This window comes from Paraburkholderia flagellata (assembly GCF_021390645.1).
GTDB lineage: Bacteria > Pseudomonadota > Gammaproteobacteria > Burkholderiales > Burkholderiaceae > Paraburkholderia > Paraburkholderia flagellata.
The window spans coordinates 532,791-553,244 of the sequence record NZ_JAJEJT010000002.1; the positions used below are offsets into that span (position 1 = coordinate 532,791).

Sequence of the window (20,454 nt, forward strand, 5' to 3'; positions counted from 1 at the left end):
TCACTTCTCCCGTAGCACAAATGACACATTGATGCCAACAACCTGTTTGCTTCTACCTCGAGCGTAAACGGAATGCGGCTCTAAGATAAAGCCTTCCGTTTGCCGTAGAGCTAAGACGTAACCTGTCCATTCCGATTCTGGAACAAATGACAGCGATTGCACACTGAAATGCTGAAGAACCTTTTCGTATAATGCGTGGATGCCAGGTTCACTTCCTGTACGCGAGGTAGCCGTCGATTCCAAAACTCTCAATCTGTCTATTGCGTATCCAGCTTCCAGTTTCGGCAGTTCTTCGCCTGGGAACTCTTTTTCAATGTAGGCATAGATATGGGCGGCATCGGCGTGGCCCGCAATCCACCGTGCGGCATCCAGTACGTCAAACTTTCCCGACCAAAAGAGCAGAAGCAGGAACCACTTTCGCATTTCATGAATGCGCAAATACCAGCGCCGCCCTAGGTGGTCGGGTGCCAAAGCGACATAATCACAAAAAATATCAATATGTTCGTTCAAAAGCCCATTATCTGCCGTTAGTGCACCCAATCCACGCTGTTGGGGAAGATAGAATAGATTGCTGCTGATTTTTTGAGTGTCTCTGTATGTGTCGACGAGGCCTTGACCAAGTTTTTGGAGCAATTGGATTGCTTTCGCGGCTATTACAGGGATTGGTCGAGTGGTTTCCTGATAGGCTTCTCCCGAATTACTCTTTCCAAGAGTAAACCTAAGGTTATAACCGTCGCTTCCAAGACGTAAGCAGTCTCGCTTCAGATGCGTGAGTTCGCTCTCCCGTGATGGCTTCAGTATTGCCATGCATACGATGCAAGCTCCAATCAACACTCTAAGTGCTTCATCGAGGGTCGGTTGGCTTCTCAGCAATTCAAAATTGACTTCGTGCCTCAGAAATTTACTAATGCCGAGAATCTCTCCGATAGATATTCTCTTGTTGCCGATTACGCACGTATAGTTGCTTGAAAACTGGCCGCAGCACAAACGGGACAAATAGTCCTGACAGGCTCCACTCCTGGCAGATTCCGGCGCGCAAGCAATGATGGCAAGATAGAAGTCTACCAGCGCCTCACCGTATAGATGTACAAACCGCATGGCATGGTTGAAATAAGCTAGACCAGTATTGATAGGTATGAATGGAGTATGTCCCGATTGTCGTGTGAGTGCGAGCGCCTGCGTATGGGCTCGTCGCACGGAAATTGAAGCTGGTTCTGGTAAATAGTTGGGTATGTGCCGGTGCGCCGAGAGAAGCGTTGTCGTAGCGGTAGTAATCCAGGCCAACGTTTTCTCGGCGGCACCCGCGTTGACCACGTCATGTAATGTTTTCGTCTTGTGGTCAGGAAGTTCGGTAAGTTGGTGTATGTTGACCAAGAGGCCTCCGACCTGAAGGTCAGGTTCAAACTGTCGGCAAAAGGCATTCAGTTTCGAGTTGACTTTCATGGAGTCAACTGATTCGTATATCTCATCAGCAAGACGTTCACGACGGAGAAAGGCTTTGCCAGTGTTTTCTCCGGCTTCGACCACTCCATAGTAGGAATTTTTGACGAGCCACCTCATTATTTGCGCTCTGACTTTTTGGGGGACTGCGTAGACGCGTTTAAGCAGTTGTTGTGGGCATGGTTCGCCGAAGGTATGTCTGTAGAATCTTGACAAGAGCCTCTGCGGAATCTGTTGAGCCGCGGTCCACCCTCCTTCGGCATGCAATCGCATTAGAGAGTCAATCGCAAACTGGTCTAACAACTTGAACCCGTATTTCTCCGGGTGAAACTGCGATGCGTGCAAAACAACCCAGCGCGTAAGCTGAAGAAGAACCAATACATGGGACTTCCACGCCCCTGGAGCAGTAATATCGCCTATGTGATTTGAGCGGAGAAGAAATGCTATGCGTCGATTAAGGTCAAGTAGATTTTTATATTTCTTGTCGGTAAGGAAACTCCCATCTGGTAGACGCATTGCCCAGTTAACGTTAATGGTATGTCGCCATGTGCCATCTATCAGTTCTTGCCGATTTCGGTTCGTGGTAATCCATTCTGGATCCTCGAAGGCTGATAGTAGCCACGGAGCTTTGAAATCACCGTCGTATGGCCGAGCCAGTTGCTTGGCGGCGTCGATTACCAAAAGCGCAATTTGATGTTCAGTTTCGTTAAGGCGCGGGGATACAACTGGGGATGGTATTTCATCGATTAATTGTGAAAGATTTTGCATTTTAGATATCTACCAGTTTGAGTGAATTGATAGCTTTTCGAGCTTTTTTAATAAATGCGGAAGCTCGACCGTGGCGCGTTGATGCAATAGCCTTAGACGAGGTAAATCAAGTAGTTCAGATAAATCAGATGCGGTGCTTTCGTTCTCGCAAGCATGACGAATCAAGTATGTTAAATCTACAAATTGGGCGGCAGACAAGCTCGTTTGCGCATCGACCCGGGACAGTTCATCGAGACTAAACTTCTCGACCGCAAAGTCGCTGAATGCGTACAAATATGCCAAGCTTGTCGTCGATAGCTGAATATTCAGAATGCCATCACTAAGAATGGCGTTCTCGGGATTTTCTGGTGGCTTCTTTTGATGTAGACGGGTCTGCACCTCTTTCGCCAAAGGACTTGAGTCTCCGGGGTATTCGATAATCAATTGCGTAATGAAGTGTTGCAAATCCAAAGCCGAACTGAAGTCGGTTAATTCAAGCAGATATCCTTCATCATGCGCGGCTAGAATAATCAATGTGTTCTGAAAGCGACGGATAATTCGCGTGTTCCATGCGTGCAAAAGCGGTGCCGGTAGATAGTGCTCGAGGACAACCCGCTTGCTATTTCCGAGTCGTCTGCTCATTTCTGTAAGGGATCCTGTTTCAAACCATCGAAGGACGCCCATCGTGCTTCTAATTCGGCGATAGTCAAGCGTTCCGGTGGTCAGGCCATGTTCGGGTAATGTGGGGTACAAGCGACTAAGGCTGACAACGTCCGAAGTGGCGTGTAAATGCTTAGCAGTCGGGTCCAATGGACCTATACGACCACCTAACTTGGCGCCAAGGAAGAGGTACCTCCATGCTTTGTCACCAGCCTTCTTGAGCACGTTTCTTAATGGAGTTGTCAACTCAATAATATTTTTTATCAACTGATGCGCGATAGATGTCAGTACGACCTTTTTTCGCGTTCCTGCACGCGGCTTGTCGACGCTGAAGATTGAAGATTTATTATTGTCGGTAATGAGTAGGTAAGATTTACCCTTCGAATTTAATAGTCTTGCATTTTGAATTGACTCGGAGGTGAATTCTGGGTGCTCAATTGTTAAAAGACAGCATGCAGCCGCAGCATCTTTTGATGATAGAATTCCTAGGAATCGAAAATATTTTTCAGGCTTTGTAAGTTGATCAAATGCAGATTTTGGCATTGCCGTTGTATTGTCGAATATCGCGTAGCCGACTGCATCAATGATTCCGTTACGAAAAAACGTTTTCGAATGGGTTTTATTTGATATGCATTCTCGGTCTTGTCCATTTAACAAGAAATGCCTGCCGAACGCCAACGCCCAAAGGTGTCCTTGCGGGCGAATGCTGCTGGTCAACAACGTGGCGCGCTTACGCCCTCCCTGCACTGTGTATTGATTCGATTCGATAACGTCGTTAATCATGGCGGAACTGATTTGCTTTGCGAAGTGATCTCCAATTGCCTTGTCGTGTAAAAGAGCTTCCCAGTGCGCTGAGCAGACGCTTTTTAGGAGATTTATTTTTTCCAGGCAGGATTTTTGAATGCTATCGAGATAGTCTGCGCTCGGCGCGGAGAAGTCCACGTTAACCAGGATTTTTTGAGGTGATTCGGAGGGGGGCGTGGCGATCTCTCCAGTCTCTCCCAATAATCGTTGATTGGTCATTTCCTGGTGAGCTTTTTTTTGACCGATTTTCGGAATCAGGACGTCAATAGGAATTAAGTCTTCCTCCTTCCAAAAATCAAAAATGCCTTTAATGGACATTGTCCAAGTTTTTATTCTGTTGGTTGCGGACATCGCTCCATGTTCGCCGATCAAATAATATTGAAAAAAATGAAGTATAAATATTTGCCATTCATCTGAGGTTGATGGGTATTTCGATAAAGTATGACGAAAATAGGCGAATAGGGGGGGCAGAAACTTGGACAAAGAGTTGCGTTTCGTCACAAAGCTTTTTCCGCTTAACTGCAAGGTTAAAGCGATGCAGATAAGGTGTAACTCGGTTTTTGTTAGCTTTGTATTTGCAAACGAAAATGTCATCTTTGTCGGTGTTTCCTTTTTATCATTGTCAAATAGGAAAATGATTGCTGTCCGTGATATTTCATAGCGCATTTTAATTGGCACTCCGCCGTGTAGATTCCCGTTGGCACACAATTGAGAGCAAAGCCATATCTGCGCAGCACATTGGTCGCGGCCGGGCGGAACGCTCGGAGCCATGAGGGGCGGCGCCGGCTATAGCCGCTTCGTGGGCGAAGCGAACGGTTTGCACTGGATCAGTCATCTCGCCGCAAAACAGATGCAGCTGCGAAATCTCGAAGGCGCTAAGTGGTAAACCTGGAGAAGAGCTCCGCAGCGGGCAGCGGCGAAAGGGGGAGGTCGCGGCCGAGTTTGACGGTTGACAGGATTGTCGACTCTCTGGCAGCTCAAAGTCGATGCGGCCGAGCTTGGCCCGTTCGTAGAACGTTAGCCACGCGCTCGCCATTGAGTGCAAGAGACGAGCAGCGGGCGTTGTTCTCGTCCTTGACGAGCCAGAAGTCAGCCACGGGTGGCGACCCGTTGAACTCTGGCCTTCAACTTCAAATGCTATCCACATCGCAACCTCGCCTATATACCCTCTCATAAATAGCGAGTTTGCTAGGCCTAGTGGCTTTGCGGTCGTGGTCACGTGGTTGGCATTGAGCCTGAGCTGAATCTAACAAACAAAGCGATGCAATTCAAGTTTTTTTAGCGCGAAAAAATTGTTGTGAGAATTATTATTTCTTTGTATACGTCGTATTCGTGAATATAAAAATCAAGTCTCGTCTTTATATTTAATTATTTTATGTTAGTAGTCCGATATAAATGATGTGTTGATGACGTTGCGTTGGAGGAATATCGCTATGTTTGTGGTGTTCCGGTGGCTGTCGAGACGTCGAGAGGACTGCTCTCGTTCGCCCGATTGGAGGCCGTCGTGTTGCTGATATGTTTATGTTGGATATACCAAGTATGCTAATGAGATTGGCAGCTTGTTGCGGTTCGCTTGTTTGGGTGCTATGTGAAAGGCCCTCGCAGCGGAGATCGCGGTGCGATGCTCGCCGACCGGCACGCTGCTTTCGGCGACGATCTGACGGCAAGGCGCCTTCGAGCTTCAAGGTTGTCTTGTTGCTCCCTGTTCATAGAACTCAGGAAGATTCAATATACATCGTCGAATCGATCGAAAGTCCGTCTTGGGTACTTGAGACGCGCCTGCTTGAGCAGTCGGGTGCGACGGCGATCATCGCGGCCAGCTCGTTTCGCGGTCGACCAGTAGCGACAGGCGTTCCTCGAAGCGCAGGCTCTCCACGCCGGGCTGTGTCAACTGTTCCTCCAGTCCATCAGCGAAGCCGTCGAGCTTCAGGGTGCGCAGCTGCATCAGGGTCTGTTGCATCATCATGGAGTGTTCTCCTTATTGGTAATAGCTGGGGCCGCGTACATGCGCGTGGCTGGGGCTGATCCAGTCGGCAGGCACTGTCGCAGTCGACCTGTCGCGGTTATTGATAAGGATGTCGCGTACGTGCCGGTACCGGTGTACGCCGAGTTCCAGCGCCAGCGCACAGGCCGCTTCGAGACGCTCACGCCCATAGCGACGTGATAGCGATGGCAATCCGAGGCAGGCCCGATAGCCGTGTTCAGGATGGCGTTGCTCCTGCAGCAGCCGGGTGACGAGCGCGCCGGTTGCCGCGCCGATCTGCTGGCCCCAGTGAACGAGCCGTTGTGGCGTCCATTCGAGATGGGCGCGGTGCGCCGCCGGCATGTGCTCGACGACGGTGGTGAAGCCGCCCACGCTGTCATCACGGGCGTGGCTGGCGACACGGCGACCACGATGCAACAGTTCGACAGCGCCCGCCGTGATGCGCGCATCGAGCTTGAGTCCGACCAGCGCGTGCGGCACGCTGTAGCGGTGTTTGTTGAGCTCGACGTGATAGTCGATGTGGATCGTCGCCGTCTTGAAGCGCGCGAGCTCATACGGCTGTGCCGGCAGCGGCTCTAGAGCAGGCGCGTCCAGTTCGGCAAATGCGCTTGCGCGACATCCGGGCAGCTTCTGGAACGGGCGCTCGTTCAGGTTCTTCAGTAGCGGACGGATCGCGTCATCGACCGACTCCACTGACGCAAACCGGTGATGACGAAGACGCGCCATGATCCAGCGTTCGACCACCTGGACCGCAACCTCTACCTTCGGCTTGTCCCTCGGGCGATAGACGCGAGCAGGCAGGAATGACGCACCGTAATGACGCGCGAAGTCCAGCACGGTATCGCCGGCACGCGGTTCATAGCGGTCGGGATCCGCAATCATCGCGCGCGGGTTATCCGGCACGATTAGTTGTGGCACTCCGCCATAGAAGGTCTGCGCGCGTGCGATGCCGCCCAGCCAGTCCTCCATCGTTTCGGCCGGCGTCGCGCACGCGAACGTGTAGCTCAAGGCGCCCATGTCTGCTTATTCGTTAGGTGGACACGATACTCCCAAGAGCTTTACCGAACCTCAAGATGGGTTGCCCAGCCGCTTACGATCGTTTCGCTACCGATATTTTTAAAGTCCGCGGCAACGGGAAAAATCGTTGTGCGATGCACCATTTTTTTGAAGGATACTCCGTCAAAATGGCGCGTGCGGCTCACGATGGGCCGAAGGCTGAGAAAGCAGAGAGGCACGCAGCCACTCCTTGTTTTCAGCGTGAGCGGGAGGCGGATGGTCGCCCTTGACGCCGTGGACCTCGATTGCCACTGATCGCCGAGGACACGCTTTCGAAAGTGCCAACCCCTGACAAGATCAACGTCTTCCAATTGAAATACGGGGCCGTGATGCCGCTCGCGTCCCATATTTGGGTTAAGTAGTCACGAAATTCGGTGGTGCGGTAGTAGCGATGACGTATGTCGAACGATTCAATTTCTGTCCCGCATCTATGGTTGGCATTTGAGTCAAAAATCGGGGTGTCGAAGACCATTGCATCAAGGTACGCGAATGTCGTAGACCATCGCACTAGGTGATAAGCCCCGACCGTCGTCACACGAAATGCGTCTGTTAGGTCCTCCGCGTACTCGGTGCCCGAAGTCTCCTCGAACGTGACCCGTTGCGTCGTTTCGATGAGCTTTTTGTTTGTCATACGGCGAAGCGCACTTTCGCTCTGTTCCAGGCTAAAGCCGTGGCTCTGCATTTCTTGTTTCAGCCGCGTTGCCGTCACGAACCCTTCTAGATTCCGATGGACCCCGTCGTAGTTGAGGAAGCCCAGGATCAGTGGGCAGAGAAAGTGTTCGCGGGCATCCGGGAACCGGACATCAAAAATGTTCATCGCCAGCGAAGAGTGGGGATCATAGTTTGAATAGTCGCCTAGCAAAGCGGCCTTCGAGAACTCATGAACAGGGATGACGTAGCTATTGGTTTCTCGGTATATTTCAATGATTTTGTCACTGTCAACGTTCGGGCTGCCAGTGAATTTCGTCACAAAGTCGATCATCGAACGGACATTTCCGCCTGTGATATTGGAGAGAAATTCTGAAACCGACGGATTCCGTTTCAGAGAATGAAGAAGCGCTTTGAGGAAGGTAGCGATGCTTTCAAGATTCAAGCTCACGCTTGAAATCGATTCCATCGGTAGCCGTCCTTCCGCAATATTCAGCGCAAACACTAGCCGCTTCTCCAAAACAAGTTCCGGCCGCGGAGGCATGATGTAGAAGACTTTGTTTGGGTATGCCGATAGAGCGCCGGTCCGCTTCGACTGATGAAAGGTGTTCGGCCGGACGGAGAGGAACACAATCGCCCCCCAGTGTTGGGCTACACCTTGTGAAACGATGAAGGCCTTTTGTTGTACCTCAAGCTCACGTTGATCTACATTGTCAAAGATGATGATCACTTGCTTGCTCGTCATTTTCTGAATCTGCTTGATCGAAACACGCAAGTGTTCTTCGTTATTTGAGATCTTTACGGATAGGAACTCGAGAAGCTTCTCTTCGAAAAGACCAGGGTTTGAACTAGCGAGATTGCCCCAAATGCCGCCGCGAAAGCGCTTGATGTCCTCTTTGTACGCCGTCTGGATGAAGTCGTTGGAGTTGGTGTCGATCTGATACTTGTCATAAAGTTGCTTCTCGACCTCTACCCGCACATATTCTTCCAGTCCTGCATCCAGAAAGGCGTTCACGCCCAGGTCCAGATAGACGTAGATGGACCGCTTGAACTCCTCCTCGGCTTCCACCAGCATCAGATTCTTGATGAAGGAGGTCTTTCCCACCCCGACGTCACCCAATAGGATGATCGGACGGCGAGAAAGACTTTCTGCCAAAATCTCTGACGTGACTGCCTTCCCCTTTGACTTCACTGGCACAACGGCGGGCGCCTCTTCGCTAGGGTGGAACAGGGCAGCGTACCTTGTCTTAAGAAGGTTTTTGCTGACCAACGCATCTTGGGCCAAAGGGCCACTCTCGCAGTAGCATTCTCGGTAAAAGCGCTCTTCTAGTTCTTCGGTACGCGCGATGTCCTCAAGAAGAAGCTCGGCGACCATCCGAAGGCTATTGCGCGACGCGCTTTGATAGCGGAATGTGGGATGATTGGCCAACCGAGTCGAAATTTTCTCAGGAATTCCGGCGATGCCATTAGCATCGAGATAGGCCAAAAGTTTGTTTGACGTCGCACCGAGAGGCGAGATCAAGTTGAAAATCAGGGGGAACTCTTCCTGAAGCTGTTTGAACCCATCGACGACGAGCGCCCGACCTTCAAGCGGCGGCTTAGCATCGATTCGCGTCGCTACGAACACAATCAACTGTGGACCGTTGCAGATCGCTGCATATCTGACACCGCGTCGGGCACAATAGCCTTGAACTTGTTCGACGGCCGCCTTAGCTTCGTCGCTCAGGCCCATCAGTTGGCGGATCGGCACCAGGAGCTCACCGTGTTTGCGGACAGGAATTTCGAAGTGCACCGCGTCGCGCTTGGCCTCCAATATAAGAGCGGTCGGACTCCCTAGTTCATAGTCGCTTCGTTCGCCGCTCAGGTATTTCTCGACAGGGATCTCAGTGCGCTCCCACCCCAGGCAATCGGTCAACAACACATCGATGTAGTGGAAGCGCGTCTCGGCTTCATTCTTGCATCCTGTCTCGGTGTATTTCTCCACGAGACGTTGAAGGTTTTTTGACGCCGTTTCGTAGTCGATCATTTGTAGCCCGTAGATCCGCTGCTCTGGTGGTCTTTTCGGGCATTGTAACCGCCACCACGTGAGCAAAATCGAACCACGACAGCCAAAAGCCTCGATTCAACATCGCGGCTAGCCAAACGGCATATTCCTTCGCGTGTCAAGCACCCAGTGTGTGCATCAACCTCTTGGCCGTCCGAAAACTGCATGTATTGGTTGTCACCGACGCTCCCACTTGATGGGCCCAATTCTTTGCAACTCCTGCATTAGGCGCCGTCGCAAGCGACCCAAAGACTTGCGTGCTTCCTCAACGGTCGCATAGTCCTTCTGTAGGTACCAGTAGCCCTCGGCGGCAATCGCCTCAAGTTCGGAGATAGCGTACCTTCCTGTTTGCACCTCAAGCGCGAGCCGACCTATCTCATCCCGCGGATGCCGGTTCCAGATGCGTCGCAACTCGTCGTCGAGCGGCGTGACGAACGGTGGTAGGCCGTACCTGCATCGTTCAGTGCGCACGCGCCGGTCGCGATGCCACGGCACGTCGGCGGCCGGTGGGTCCACGGCCGGGCCGACCGAATGCATCCGGTCCCGCTTCGTATGCTCGAGCCGGTAGACGCACATGTCGTAGGCGTACCAGTCGGATCGGGCTTCCTCATCGGTAAGCCATATCGGCGTGGGCACGAAGCGGGTTTTGACCTCGTCCCAGACTGCCCACTTGTATTCCCAAACCGGCTCCATGACCTGACAAAAAGACTGTATGGATGTACAGTATATCCAGGAACGCAAGCAGGCGGGCAAGACGTCTTTGCCTCGACGGAGGAGCCCTATGTGCACGAACTACGCGGCAGCGCGCCGCGACCGGATATTCAAGCAGTTCGGCGTCGAGCCGCCCGATAGTCCGTGGCGGGACGAGGTGTACAAGGACTATCCGGCACCAATTGTCAGACGCGTCGCCGACGCAGAGAGCCGACGTCGCAACGTTCGGAATGGCGCCGCGCAAGCATATTCCGCCCGGCGTCGGTGTTTTCGACACGATGAACGCGCGCGCGGAGACGGTTGGCGAGAAGCGTAGCTTCAGCGGCGCGTGGAAGCGGCTGCAGTTGTGCCTTATCCCGTGCGAAGCGTTCTATGAGCCCAACTATGAGAGCGGGAAAGCCGTGCGATGGCGCATCAACATGGCCTCCGATGAACCATTTGCCATTGCAGGGCTGTGGCGCGAGTGGGATGACGGTGACGAAGGCAAGGCGCTGTCGTTCACGATGCTGACCGTCAATTCAAGTGAGCATCCGCTCATGAAGCGCTTCCACAAGCCGGGTGACGAGAAACGCTCCGTTGTCATTGTGCGACCAACTGACTATGAGAATTGGCTCGGCAGCGACTCAACGGACGGAGCGCGTTCGTTCCTGAATCTCTTCCCGGCTGAACTGATGCATGCCGAGGCGTTCCCCGCGCCGCCGCGTGGGCCAAAGAGCACTACAGACAAGCCGGAAGCGGAAGCCGAGAAATGAAGAGGTTGGATGACGAAACGAAGGCTGAGCTGCTTACGTTCCTCGTGGTCGGCCAGCTGTTCGCATTTGCTCGAAGCGGCGAGTGGTTGCGTACCCTCCATCTCATCGAGTCTGCGCAAATTTGGCTCAGCTCAAACGGCGCCGAATGCGATTGGCTGGAGCGCGCACAGCTCGTCGAGGCGTGCCGGGTGGTCGCATTAAAGGCGCTTGATTTGCCGTTCCCACAAGCCGAGGTCGACCTAGTACAGCTCTTCAATCTGAATCGTGGCTGGTTTCTAGACTATAGGAAGCCCGTGGTCCAGCAGATTCACGCGATGTGCGTTGCGCATCTCTCCCGTGATGCAAGCTTGATTTAGCTGGCCGGCCATGGAGGCGAAGTTCGTCAAAGGCTGGTGGATTCTGGACCGCCTGCCTGCTGCGGCACTGCCGTCCGGATTACGATTTTCCCGGCTCATGCACATCTGAGCCTACGGCGCTCGTTCAGGAATATGGTGGTTGCCAGACAAGCGTAGCGAGTTTTTCGCCAACGTTGGTGACGTTCGCAAGCGGAATAAACTGCCTAACTGAAACGAGGAAGATGTACTGCTGCAGTTCCGAGTACCAGAAAGCCGGTGGGAGCAGGGAAAGGGAATAGTAGCCACCAAGGCCGGCGTTGGGGATGGGTGTGGGACCCCCGGATACATTCAGTGTGACGGGGCCAGGCCGGGCCGGGTTGGACGGGCCGGGGCTCAGGCGGATGAAGCTGAATGCATCCGTTGTGAGGTCGGTTACTGCATTCCCCTGGTTGTCGCGTACGCGGACTATCGCGCTGATGCCGCGCACTTGCGCTTCACCAGGATAGTCATCGATGTACCAGCTGAGCGCCGCCTCGACACTCAGCGTTTCCTGTTCAACCGACGGAAACCTTGGATGACTCGGGGGAGCGGTGACCATGAGCGACCTCGGGGCGAAGACCAGGTTGGGTGTTCCTCCAGCCTAGAAGTCGTCAGCTCCGTATTCAAGCCCATCACCACCGTTTTGCTTGCCGTTGCACTGAAACGGTGGACGGTGGCATCGAGTGAGGACCTTGGTCGACGCTTCGTTGTTACATCGCAGCCGTTGCCAGGACAGCGAGACTCTACGCGATGCTACATGAGCATGTGAAACGGGCGTGGAAGCGTACTGAGGAGGAAACTAGCGAGGTCTTCCTTCAGTACGCATCCGGTTTCGTTATTTTTTTACCCTTGAGGGTGAACGCGGCGAGAAGCGACTGAACGTCGACCTGCAGTCCCTGGAGCAAAAGCAGGCGCGCGTGGAGCACCGTATTTTCGAGCACGAGTTTCGCGGTGCTCAGAAGGTACATCGCATGAACCTCGGAAACCGACATGTCTCCTTCGACAACATGATGCCGTTCGACGAGCGAGCTCAAGACGAGACGTCTGAGGTCATCCTCTCCGAACGGCAAGTCGGCGTAGTCTATGGGGTCCTCGGCTTCGACCTCTCGTAGCATGTCAACAAGGGTTTCGGTGCTCACTTCCATGTGCCAGCTCCTCGACGTTGGTCAGACGGTCCATGAAGTGCTTCCAGACTAACGTTTCCCGTGTGGACCGTCCAGCATTCTCCAATACGCAGCAGTCTTTGTACCTGCGAGTACCCAGGGAAGCGGAGCTCCGTTGGCCATGTTAATAGCGGTGGTAGTAGCCGCCTGCAGGTACGACGATGCAGCCGCTCAACGCGGTCCCGAGACATACAGCCATCAGCGCTAGCGCGAAAATTCGTTTCATACGTTCCTCACTTGTCGGTAGTGAAGGCAATATATTTGGAGCGCAAATTACCGGTGTGTTTGTGTGTAACGAGACGTGTAATTTGAAACACCTGAGCCGTCCACGGGCGCACTCGGACATCCGCCTCATACGAAATAATCCGTTTCAGAACTCACATCTCGTCAGTCAACATCGTGGTCGTCCCTGGCGTTGAGGAGGTGAGCGGCGAGAAGCCGTCCCCTCAACGGAATCGGAGATGAACATGCACAACGTTGCCTACAAAATCGCGGCGGTTGCTGTACTTGCTATGTCATTCGCAGGCACCGCGTCGGCGCAGACCAACTGGGATGCAACTCACCCGCGTCGCGCAGAAGTCAATCACCGCCTGGCGAATCAGGACCGACGCATTCACCAGGAGGTGCGCGAAGGGGAAATGTCGCGCGCCGAGGCGGCGAGACTCCATCGAGATGACCATCAGATTCGGCAGGAGGAGCGCGACATGGCAAGACAGGACGGCAGCCATATCACCCGGCGAGAGGACTACGTGCTAAACCAGCAGGAGAATCATGTAAGCCGACAAATCGGCCAGTAACGCTTTCGTCGACGGTGGACAAGGCACGAACTGGGGGAGTGGCTACGCTCTCCCCAGCGTCGGTAGGCCACAGACTTGCCGGAGGAGAGCATGAAAGGCACGAGTGAAAAGTCTCTGCGTTGGCAGGTCGAAAAATGGCTAAGTCCGCTTTTCGCACGGCCGGTTCACGTGATTGAGTTCGGTCGTACACGATGGGGCGGGGGGCGCTATGTGTACGTCGCGACCGCAGACGGGGCCCGCGCGCTGTACTTTTTTCGGCATGACGATGGTGGCTGGAGCGTTTTGCCTGATGGAAAGGTTTGTCGAACAGGCGCCGCAAGCGGGCAAGCAGCCCATCCACCTCATGTGCAAAGACCGGCGCGTCGAACTCTACAGGCGGCTCGGTATCCTTGACAGCGACCGACAAAGACGCAGGCGGTCATCACGCGGTTTGCTTCAGCGACCGGGCTATCGCGCGAATGCGTAGACGCGTTCTACGAAGAGCAAAACGGCAGCCAGAATCATTGCGGCGCCGGAGAGCAATCCGAACAGAAGGAGTTTGCTTGTCGTTGAACTCAAGGCGTTAGGGCGTTGGGGCTCAGAGAGTAGCGATTTTTGCCATGTTTAGTCGAAGTCGCTCGGACCGCCAAGCATTCGGCATAGCGCCGACAAGTCACTGATAGTGAAATATCGGCTGGCCTCGCCTTGTTTCAGTTTCACTGGCGACTGGACATGGGGGCGTACAAGCCACGCCGCCTGGAGGCCGGCGTCCACGGCGCCCAGCACGTCGAGGTGAAGGTCATCGCCGACATGAAGTAGCCCCGCAGGCGGTACACCAACAATGCGCGCGGCGACATGAAATATTTCGGCCTGCGGCTTCGCGATTCCAACGGAACTCGCGCTTACAGTTGCTTGAAAGAACTCACTGCCACCAGTTAAGCGCAAGTCGGCATTGCCATTGGTCACGGCAACGAGTGGGAATCTAGCGCTAAGCCACTGCAGCGCGGGCAGCACGTCTTCAAAGAACTCGACTTGCTGTCGCGCAGCGTAGAAAGTTTCGTAGGCCAGGTCGGTCAGCGAGACGTCTTCTTTTGCCAGTTCTAGTGCGCGAGCAATTGAGCCAACTCGCAACGCGCGAAAGTCGCCCGCGAGGTCTGGGCGCGAGCGCTCATATGCGTCCCGTATCTCGGCAAGCGCCAGCCGCGTGGGTAACGCGTCCGCGGTTTTGGGGGCGTTTTCCACGAGCCACGAATGCAAAGCCGCTTCGGCGCGTTCTACCGCAGTTCCGAATGACCACAACGTGTCGTCGAGGTCGAAGGAAATCGCTGATACCTTGCTTAGACGCATAGGGGTGTAACGATAGGCTGCGCGATGCGCACGTAGTCTGACGAGTTGAGAACAATCGACCTGTCCAGTCGCCCAGCGTTGAAGGCAATTTCGTCGAAGCTCTCCAGGAGGCCTCGGTCTACAACCAGCTTGATGGCAGGAGAGAGCGCAAAAGGAGGAATTGAGCCGACTACGCAACCGGTTTCGCGTTCAGCATCTTCCGCGGTTGCAAGCGTCGCTTTCTTGACATGACCGGCCGCGGCGACCTTTTTGAAGTCCAGCTTCTGGTCTCCAGGAAGAATGGCAAGAATCAACGTTCGCCCCTCATCCTTGCCCGTGCAGAGCATTGCCTTCGCGCCTTGGCCAGGGGCCGTTCCGCGGATTGCGGCGACCAGGTCCGACCGCCCCTCAGCGGGGTGTTCGATGATTCGATATCTGGCGCCCTCGCTATCAAGGATGGCCACAAGCCTCTCGTAAACAGTCGTCGACATGGCGCTAGTTGTTCTGGAAATGAGTTGTTCAATCCGGGTAATGATACGGCGTCCTGAGCCTGGCTCGGTTCAGGGCGCATCCCCCGGCGGAAGTTATCCCTCGCTGAGATCATCCGTTTGTACGACCGCTGTCGCACGCGCTGTCGGCATCGGGGAAAAGCAGCAAAGGCGGTCCAACGTCTCACGCTGCAACCCAACGATGGAACAAATCAGCGCTGACGCAACAATAGGCAGTGCTAATAGCGACCCTCGTATCTGCCACGGGCGCGGGCTATCGTCAATTCACAGCGCGCGCATACGCCCATGATTGGCTCACGCGGGTGCGCGGGAGACGGTCCGTTCGACATAAACCGAAATCGGCGAGCGCGTCATGGTTAGCGCGACGGTCGCCCCGGTGAGAAGCAAAAGGCCGGCGATGCCGAATGCCCAGTCATAGCTTCCGCTGGAGGCAACGACGTAGCCGGTCACAATCGGTGCCATCATGCCGAAGATATTGCCGCCAACAACTACGAAAGCCATGGCCTTCGCTACGTCGCGAGAGTCCGGCAGCAGGTCATTCAGAAGCGCAAAGTTGAGTGAGGTTGTCGAAGCAATCCCTGCAAGCGCGACTGAGAACACCACAAGCAAGCCAACGAGACTTGAGATGAATGGCACTGCGAGAACCGTCGCGCCGATGAGCATGGCAATCGCGACCGCATTGCGCCGCTTGCCCGTACCCACCCCGCTTCTTTTGAGGTAATGGTCGCTCAACTTTCCGGCCGCGATACACAGAAGCACGGAGGCGGCGTAGGGAACAGCGGCAAACGCTCCGGTGTGTGCAATGTCCAGGTGCCTTGTCGCCTGCAGATAGCTCGGCAGCCAGGTCAGGAAGAGATACTGCGTGTAGACGTTGCAGCCTTGTGTGATGGCAAGCCCCCACAGAGTGCGCGAGCGCATCAGTGCAAGCAGTCCGGTGGATTCGCCTGTTGCCGACTTGCTCATTGCGGAGGTGGTATTACGCTCACGCAGGATTTTGTCGCGCTCGTCCGCCTTGAGCCAGCCTACCTTGTCGGGGTCTCCGAAGAACACGAGCCATGCGGCGAGCCATACGAAGCCTATGCCGCCTGCTATTAAAAAAGAGAGCCTCCAGCCGAACGCAGAAACCAGTATTCCGAGCAGGACCGAACAGATTGCAGGGCCTGCGTATGACCCGCTGTTGAACATCGACGTAACCATCCCGCGCTCGCCAGCGGGAATCCATTGACGGATGACCTTTGCACCCACCGGATTGCTCGATGACTCACCCGCACCCATCACCAGTCGGGCTGCAATCAGGCTAACAAAATTTCCGGCGGCTCCCGTCAGAGCAGTAGCTGCGGACCACACGAAGATACCCGCGGCGGCCATGCGCTTCGTGCCGTACCGGTCAATCAGGAACCCCATAGGGAGCAGGAACAGCGTGTAACTCCAGACGAAGGACGAAAGCAAATAGCCCATGCCGATGGAAGTCAGCTTGAATTCACTTGCAATTGGACGTGCGGCAATCGAAAGCGCCACGCGGTCCATATAGTTAATCATCGATAGCGAAAACAAAAGGAAGGCTATCCATCCGCGGCGATACGACATGGTTGTCTCCGTACTTTTAGAATCGACGCGAACCTGGTGGCAGGCTCGTGTTAAGTGTTTTGTGAGCACAAAACGCACTTTAGGGTAAAAAAGAGCGGCCGGGCGGCCGCCTCGAGGCAATAGGTCAAGTATCGGTTTCGGTGAAAACCTCCCGCGCATGGACCTTGGCGCGGCGGGCACCCTCAATGTGGTCGCGCAACAGTGCCGCAGCTCCCAGCAGGTCGTGACGCGCGATGGCATCAAGAATCTTCAGATGCTCCAGGGCCTGCTCCTGGCGAGGTTTCCGGGACCGGGCCTGCCGGTACTCAACGAGGCGACGCAAGCGGTCCATCCGGCGCACGGACTGAGCGATGAACCTGTTGCCCGACCATTTCGCAATCGTCTCGTGGAATTCGCTGTTTGCCTCGAACAGTTCAACTGAATCCATGGAGAGATACCCGCTTTCGGCGATGAAACGCTGGCGCCGACGCAGCGCTTCGAGTTCAACTGGATTCACCTTGAAGGTTGGCGACATCACGCCGGTTGGTTCAATAGCCGCACGAAAGAGGTAGCTCTCTTCATAGGCTTCGACCGAGTCAATCATGGGCATGAACTGCCAGCCGTGCCCGACCTGCCGTTCGAGCCAGCCTTCTTCCTGCATGCGGGACAGCACCCGACGCAGCTCGCTGCGGGACACCTCGTACTGACGCATCAGGTCGGCTTCAGTCACGTCGTCCGGTAGCCGGCGAGCCAAACGGTCCTCTGCGATTTTCAGGTAGAGAGGTTCGTCCGGTTCGCGGAAGAACTGTTCAGCTACGTCTGTTACGTCCCGTGCAGGTTTCGCCATGAAGAAACCGCGATTGGTGTCGTAGTAGACGACCCCTCGTGAGACGAGGTGATGTAGGGCCGCATTGACCGGCGTGCGCGACGTTCCGATCTTCTCGGCCAAAACCGATTCCGCAAGCCGGTCGCCCGTCGCGAGGTCTTCCCGGCGGGCGATTGCGAGTATTTCGCGCGTCACCCGCGTCTGCAGCGGCGTGAGTGCGGGACTTTCAGCGGTCGAATCCATATCGGTTGCAGGGAGCAAAAGGGCATTCACGACCGCCGGATGCGGCGGTGCATCTGAATGACCAGTCAGCAATTTTGCCATCGTCTGCCTCCCATGTTCGGCTAACGGAGTCCGCTCACCAGGGTAACCACCAACTTCAACTGCATTTGCTTATTGCGTTTTCTAATCATAGAATGCACTTCATTCGAACGCAAGACGCCCCGCAATACCCTGGAGAAAACCCCGATGTCCACCTCGCTCCCCAACCAGACCGCCTCATATGCCAGCGTCGCTCAAGCGCTGAAGCCGCTCGACGACAACGCTTTCTCGCGCATGCCCTATAGCGTCCGGGTGTTCGCCGAGAACATCGTTCGCCGGCAGTCGGCAGAGGACGCTGCCCGTTATCTGAAGGCACTCGCGGACCGGCGTCACGACGTGGACTTTCCGTACTACCCGGCGCGGGTCGTGCTGCAGGACCTGCTGGGCACGCCTGCGTTGGTTGACCTGGCGGGAATGCGCGACGCGATTGCGGAAAGCGGTGGGGACCCGCGAACCATCAACCCTGTGGTCCCGACCCAACTCGTCGTTGACCATTCCCTGAACGTTGAGATTGACGGCAGCGACCCGGAGGCGATGTCGAAGAACATGGCCATCGAACAGCAGAAGAACGCCGAACGGTTCGAGTTTCTTGCCTGGTGCAAGCAGGCATTCTCGAACCTCGACGTGCTGATGCCGGGCAACGGCATCCTGCACCAGGTGAATATCGAGCATCTCTCGCCGGTAATCCAGGTGAAAGATGGCGTGGCTTTCCCGGATACGCTCGTCGGTACAGACAGCCACACCACCATGATTAACGCGATTGGTGTGCTTGGCTGGGGTGTCGGCGGCATCGAGGCTGAGTCAGTGATGCTCGGTCGCGCAGTGTGGCTGCGGCTACCGACCATCGTCGGTGTGGAACTGACGGGTCGACGTCAGGCCGGTGTGACCGCGACCGACCTGGTGCTCGCAATTACCGAGTTTCTGCGCAAGCAGAAGGTCGTCGGCACCATCATCGAGTTTCACGGCGAAGGGGCGCGTGGCTTGGCGCTGAGCGACCGCGCCACCATCTCGAACATGGCGCCAGAGTTCGGTGCGACGGCCGCGCTCTTCGCAATCGATGAGAAGACGCTCGACTTCATGCGTCTGACGGGCCGCCCAGAGGCGCAGATAGCGTTGACGGAAGACTATGCAAAAGCGCAGGGGCTGTGGGCCGACGACCTGATTCATGCCGATTACGACAAGGTGCTCTCGTTTGACCTTTCGTCGGTCGGCCGTGCGCTGGCCGGACCGGCGAACCCGCATGACCGGGTTCCGCTCTCGAGCCTGATTTCGAAAGGAATCGCGAAACCCGAACGAAGGAAAGAAGAACAAGAAGCGAACTCGTCGGCGAAGCTCGCCAACGGTTCCGTGGTCATCGCGGCCATCACGAGCTGCACCAACACATCGAATCCGCGAAACATGATTGCAGCAGGCCTGCTCGCTCAAAAGGCGCATGCCCGAGGTCTACAGCGCAAGCCGTGGGTCAAGACCTCCCTCGCGCCTGGCTCGAAGCCTGTGGAGAGCTATCTGCGCGCAGCGAATCTGATGGCGCCGCTCGAAGCGCTGGGGTTCGGCATCATCGGATTTGGCTGTACGTCGTGCAACGGCATGTCGGGGCCGTTGCCCAGGCACATCGAAGATGAAATCGTCAGCCGCGACGTACATGCAGTCGCGGTTCTGTCTGGTAACCGCAACTTCAACGGCCGCATCCACCCGCGTGTGAAAGAAGCCTTCCTCGCTTCGCCCCCGCTCGTTGTCGCGTATGCAATTGCCGGAACGATTGACATCGACATCGAAAACGAAGCCATTGGCACCGACTCGCAGGGCAGCCCCGTACGTCTGAGCGACATCTGGCCAAGCGACGACGAAATCGACAACCTGCTCAATGACAGTATTCGGGGTGAACAATATGTTCGCATTTACGCTGAAATGTTTCGCAAAAGCGAACGGCTTGATGACACCGACGCGGTACCGGCCCGCTTCCCCTGGCGCGACGATAGCAACTATATCCGTCGTCCCCCGTACTGGCAGGCGAGTCTCACCCAACCCGCCACCTTCACTGCAATGCGCGCCATCGGGGTTTTCGGTGACAACGTGACAACCGACGACCTTTCGCCTTCGGGCGCAATCCTCCCGGAGAGCGCCGCCGGCGAATACCTCATCGCCCACGGTGTCGCCAGGTCTGAATTCAACTCATACGGGACGCGTCGCGGCGACCACAAGGTTGCGATTCGCGCTACGTTCGCCAATAACCGGCTGCACAACGAGATGGCTGCAGGCAAGGAAGGCTCCCTGACGCGCCTCGAACCCGAGGGCCGGGTGATGCGTCTGTTTGACGCCGCCGAGCAGTACATGGATAAAGGCCAGGAGCTGATTGTGGTGGCCGGGAAGAACTACGGCTCTGGTTCGTCCCGCGACTGGGCTGCCAAAGGCGTGCGACTCATCGGCGTACGTGCAGTGGTATGCGAGAACTTCGAACGTATCCATCGTTCGAATCTGGTCGGAATGGGCGTCTTGCCGCTCGAATTCATGGAAGGCGTCAACCGCAAGACGCTGCGTATCGATGGCTCTGAGTCGTTCTCGCTCGAAGGAATCACGGACCGCGTGACGCCATCCATGACGCTTGCGCTATGCATCACGCGCAAGAACGGCGAAGTGGTGACTGCGTCTGTGCGTTGTCGAATCGATACAGAAGAAGAGGCTGAAATCTTTCGTGCGGGCGGCTTGCTCCCGCGCATTGCGGACGAGCAGCGCGAGGTCGCGTAATC

At 55.4% G+C, this 20,454-nt stretch carries 15 protein-coding genes and 2 pseudogenes; 5 read left to right on the forward strand and 12 right to left on the reverse strand.

Annotated features, from left to right (window positions below; genetic code table 11):
• The 6 genes and pseudogenes from L0U83_RS16810 to L0U83_RS16835 form a co-directional block, all read right to left on the reverse strand.
• Entirely contained in the window at positions 1-2,208 is a 2,208-nt protein-coding gene (locus L0U83_RS16810; RefSeq protein WP_233884815.1) for a hypothetical protein, read from the reverse strand.
• A 9-nt stretch (positions 2,209-2,217) separates the two neighbouring features.
• Positions 2,218-4,422 carry a hypothetical protein gene (locus tag L0U83_RS16815; RefSeq protein ID WP_233884816.1) on the reverse strand — a complete coding sequence of 735 codons (2,205 nt, stop codon included), beginning with the start codon at positions 4,420-4,422 and terminating at the stop codon, positions 2,218-2,220.
• Positions 4,423-5,388: 966 nt separating this feature from the next.
• Positions 5,389-5,617, reverse strand: a pseudogene (locus tag L0U83_RS16820) (ATP-binding protein); the annotation flags it as partial.
• A gap of 12 nt (positions 5,618-5,629) precedes the next feature.
• A pseudogene (locus L0U83_RS16825) lies at positions 5,630-6,658 on the reverse strand (Mu transposase domain-containing protein); the annotation flags it as partial.
• A 229-nt stretch (positions 6,659-6,887) separates the two neighbouring features.
• Positions 6,888-9,365 carry a hypothetical protein gene (locus L0U83_RS16830; protein ID WP_233884818.1) on the reverse strand — a complete coding sequence of 826 codons (2,478 nt, stop codon included), beginning with the start codon at positions 9,363-9,365 and terminating at the stop codon, positions 6,888-6,890.
• A 195-nt stretch (positions 9,366-9,560) separates the two neighbouring features.
• Complete coding sequence (locus L0U83_RS16835) at positions 9,561-10,076, reverse strand: hypothetical protein (RefSeq protein ID WP_233884819.1); 516 nt, start codon at positions 10,074-10,076, stop codon at positions 9,561-9,563.
• 23 nt (positions 10,077-10,099) lie between these two features.
• Between L0U83_RS16835 and L0U83_RS16840 the strand changes: the two genes are divergently transcribed.
• On the forward strand, positions 10,100-10,846 hold the full coding sequence (locus L0U83_RS16840) for an SOS response-associated peptidase (protein WP_233884821.1): 747 nt from the start codon (positions 10,100-10,102) through the stop codon (positions 10,844-10,846).
• Entirely contained in the window at positions 10,843-11,202 is a 360-nt protein-coding gene (locus L0U83_RS16845) for a hypothetical protein (RefSeq protein WP_233884825.1), read from the forward strand. Before L0U83_RS16840 ends, L0U83_RS16845 begins: the two co-directional genes overlap by 4 nt.
• A 124-nt stretch (positions 11,203-11,326) precedes the next feature.
• Here the strand turns inward: L0U83_RS16845 and L0U83_RS16850 are convergent, their stop codons facing one another.
• Together L0U83_RS16850 and L0U83_RS16855 are read right to left on the reverse strand one after the other, a co-directional pair.
• Positions 11,327-11,779 (reverse strand): hypothetical protein, encoded by a 453-nt coding sequence (locus tag L0U83_RS16850; protein WP_233884828.1) that lies wholly within the window; start codon positions 11,777-11,779, stop codon positions 11,327-11,329.
• Between the two features lie 256 nt (positions 11,780-12,035).
• The gene (locus L0U83_RS16855) at positions 12,036-12,365 is read right to left on the reverse strand and encodes a hypothetical protein (RefSeq protein ID WP_233884830.1); all 330 of its coding nucleotides are present in this window, start codon (positions 12,363-12,365) and stop codon (positions 12,036-12,038) included.
• A 485-nt stretch (positions 12,366-12,850) separates the two neighbouring features.
• On the opposite strand from L0U83_RS16855, the gene L0U83_RS16860 reads away from it, so the two are divergent.
• Positions 12,851-13,180 carry a hypothetical protein gene (locus L0U83_RS16860; protein ID WP_233886543.1) on the forward strand — a complete coding sequence of 110 codons (330 nt, stop codon included), beginning with the start codon at positions 12,851-12,853 and terminating at the stop codon, positions 13,178-13,180.
• A 90-nt stretch (positions 13,181-13,270) separates the two neighbouring features.
• The gene (locus L0U83_RS16865; protein WP_233884833.1) at positions 13,271-13,573 is read left to right on the forward strand and encodes a hypothetical protein; all 303 of its coding nucleotides are present in this window, start codon (positions 13,271-13,273) and stop codon (positions 13,571-13,573) included.
• A 210-nt stretch (positions 13,574-13,783) separates the two neighbouring features.
• Here the strand turns inward: L0U83_RS16865 and L0U83_RS16870 are convergent, their stop codons facing one another.
• The 4 genes from L0U83_RS16870 to L0U83_RS16885 form a co-directional block, all read right to left on the reverse strand.
• The gene (locus tag L0U83_RS16870; protein WP_233884836.1) at positions 13,784-14,506 is read right to left on the reverse strand and encodes an HAD family hydrolase; all 723 of its coding nucleotides are present in this window, start codon (positions 14,504-14,506) and stop codon (positions 13,784-13,786) included.
• Positions 14,497-14,976: a YbaK/prolyl-tRNA synthetase associated domain-containing protein gene (locus tag L0U83_RS16875; protein WP_233884838.1), complete on the reverse strand. Its 480-nt coding sequence runs from the start codon at positions 14,974-14,976 to the stop codon at positions 14,497-14,499. The genes L0U83_RS16870 and L0U83_RS16875 overlap by 10 nt, the downstream gene beginning before the upstream one ends.
• 312 nt (positions 14,977-15,288) lie before the next feature.
• Positions 15,289-16,581 (reverse strand): MFS transporter, encoded by a 1,293-nt coding sequence (locus L0U83_RS16880; protein ID WP_233884840.1) that lies wholly within the window; start codon positions 16,579-16,581, stop codon positions 15,289-15,291.
• A gap of 124 nt (positions 16,582-16,705) precedes the next feature.
• Complete coding sequence (locus L0U83_RS16885; protein ID WP_233884843.1) at positions 16,706-17,710, reverse strand: GntR family transcriptional regulator; 1,005 nt, start codon at positions 17,708-17,710, stop codon at positions 16,706-16,708.
• Positions 17,711-17,854: 144 nt separating this feature from the next.
• On the opposite strand from L0U83_RS16885, the gene acnA reads away from it, so the two are divergent.
• Positions 17,855-20,452 carry an aconitate hydratase AcnA gene (gene acnA, locus L0U83_RS16890; RefSeq protein ID WP_233884844.1) on the forward strand — a complete coding sequence of 866 codons (2,598 nt, stop codon included), beginning with the start codon at positions 17,855-17,857 and terminating at the stop codon, positions 20,450-20,452.
• Positions 20,453-20,454 lie beyond the last annotated feature (2 nt).

Bases quoted from the DNA above. Each gene is read 5' to 3' on its own strand.
- L0U83_RS16865 (WP_233884833.1), top strand. From the start codon at position 13,271: ATGAAAGGCACGAGTGAAAAGTCTCTGCGTTGGCAGGTCGAAAAATGG.
- L0U83_RS16860 (WP_233886543.1), top strand. From the start codon at position 12,851: ATGCACAACGTTGCCTACAAAATCGCGGCGGTTGCTGTACTTGCTATG.
- L0U83_RS16835 (WP_233884819.1), bottom strand. From the start codon at position 10,076: ATGGAGCCGGTTTGGGAATACAAGTGGGCAGTCTGGGACGAGGTCAAA.
- L0U83_RS16875 (WP_233884838.1), bottom strand. From the start codon at position 14,976: ATGTCGACGACTGTTTACGAGAGGCTTGTGGCCATCCTTGATAGCGAG.
- L0U83_RS16845 (WP_233884825.1), top strand. From the start codon at position 10,843: ATGAAGAGGTTGGATGACGAAACGAAGGCTGAGCTGCTTACGTTCCTC.
- L0U83_RS16830 (WP_233884818.1), bottom strand. From the start codon at position 9,365: ATGATCGACTACGAAACGGCGTCAAAAAACCTTCAACGTCTCGTGGAG.
- L0U83_RS16855 (WP_233884830.1), bottom strand. From the start codon at position 12,365: ATGGAAGTGAGCACCGAAACCCTTGTTGACATGCTACGAGAGGTCGAA.
- acnA (WP_233884844.1), top strand. From the start codon at position 17,855: ATGTCCACCTCGCTCCCCAACCAGACCGCCTCATATGCCAGCGTCGCT.
- L0U83_RS16850 (WP_233884828.1), bottom strand. From the start codon at position 11,779: ATGGTCACCGCTCCCCCGAGTCATCCAAGGTTTCCGTCGGTTGAACAG.
- L0U83_RS16880 (WP_233884840.1), bottom strand. From the start codon at position 16,581: ATGTCGTATCGCCGCGGATGGATAGCCTTCCTTTTGTTTTCGCTATCG.
- L0U83_RS16810 (WP_233884815.1), bottom strand. From the start codon at position 2,208: ATGCAAAATCTTTCACAATTAATCGATGAAATACCATCCCCAGTTGTA.
- L0U83_RS16870 (WP_233884836.1), bottom strand. From the start codon at position 14,506: ATGCGTCTAAGCAAGGTATCAGCGATTTCCTTCGACCTCGACGACACG.
- L0U83_RS16840 (WP_233884821.1), top strand. From the start codon at position 10,100: ATGTACAGTATATCCAGGAACGCAAGCAGGCGGGCAAGACGTCTTTGC.
- L0U83_RS16815 (WP_233884816.1), bottom strand. From the start codon at position 4,422: ATGGCTCCGAGCGTTCCGCCCGGCCGCGACCAATGTGCTGCGCAGATA.
- L0U83_RS16885 (WP_233884843.1), bottom strand. From the start codon at position 17,710: ATGGCAAAATTGCTGACTGGTCATTCAGATGCACCGCCGCATCCGGCG.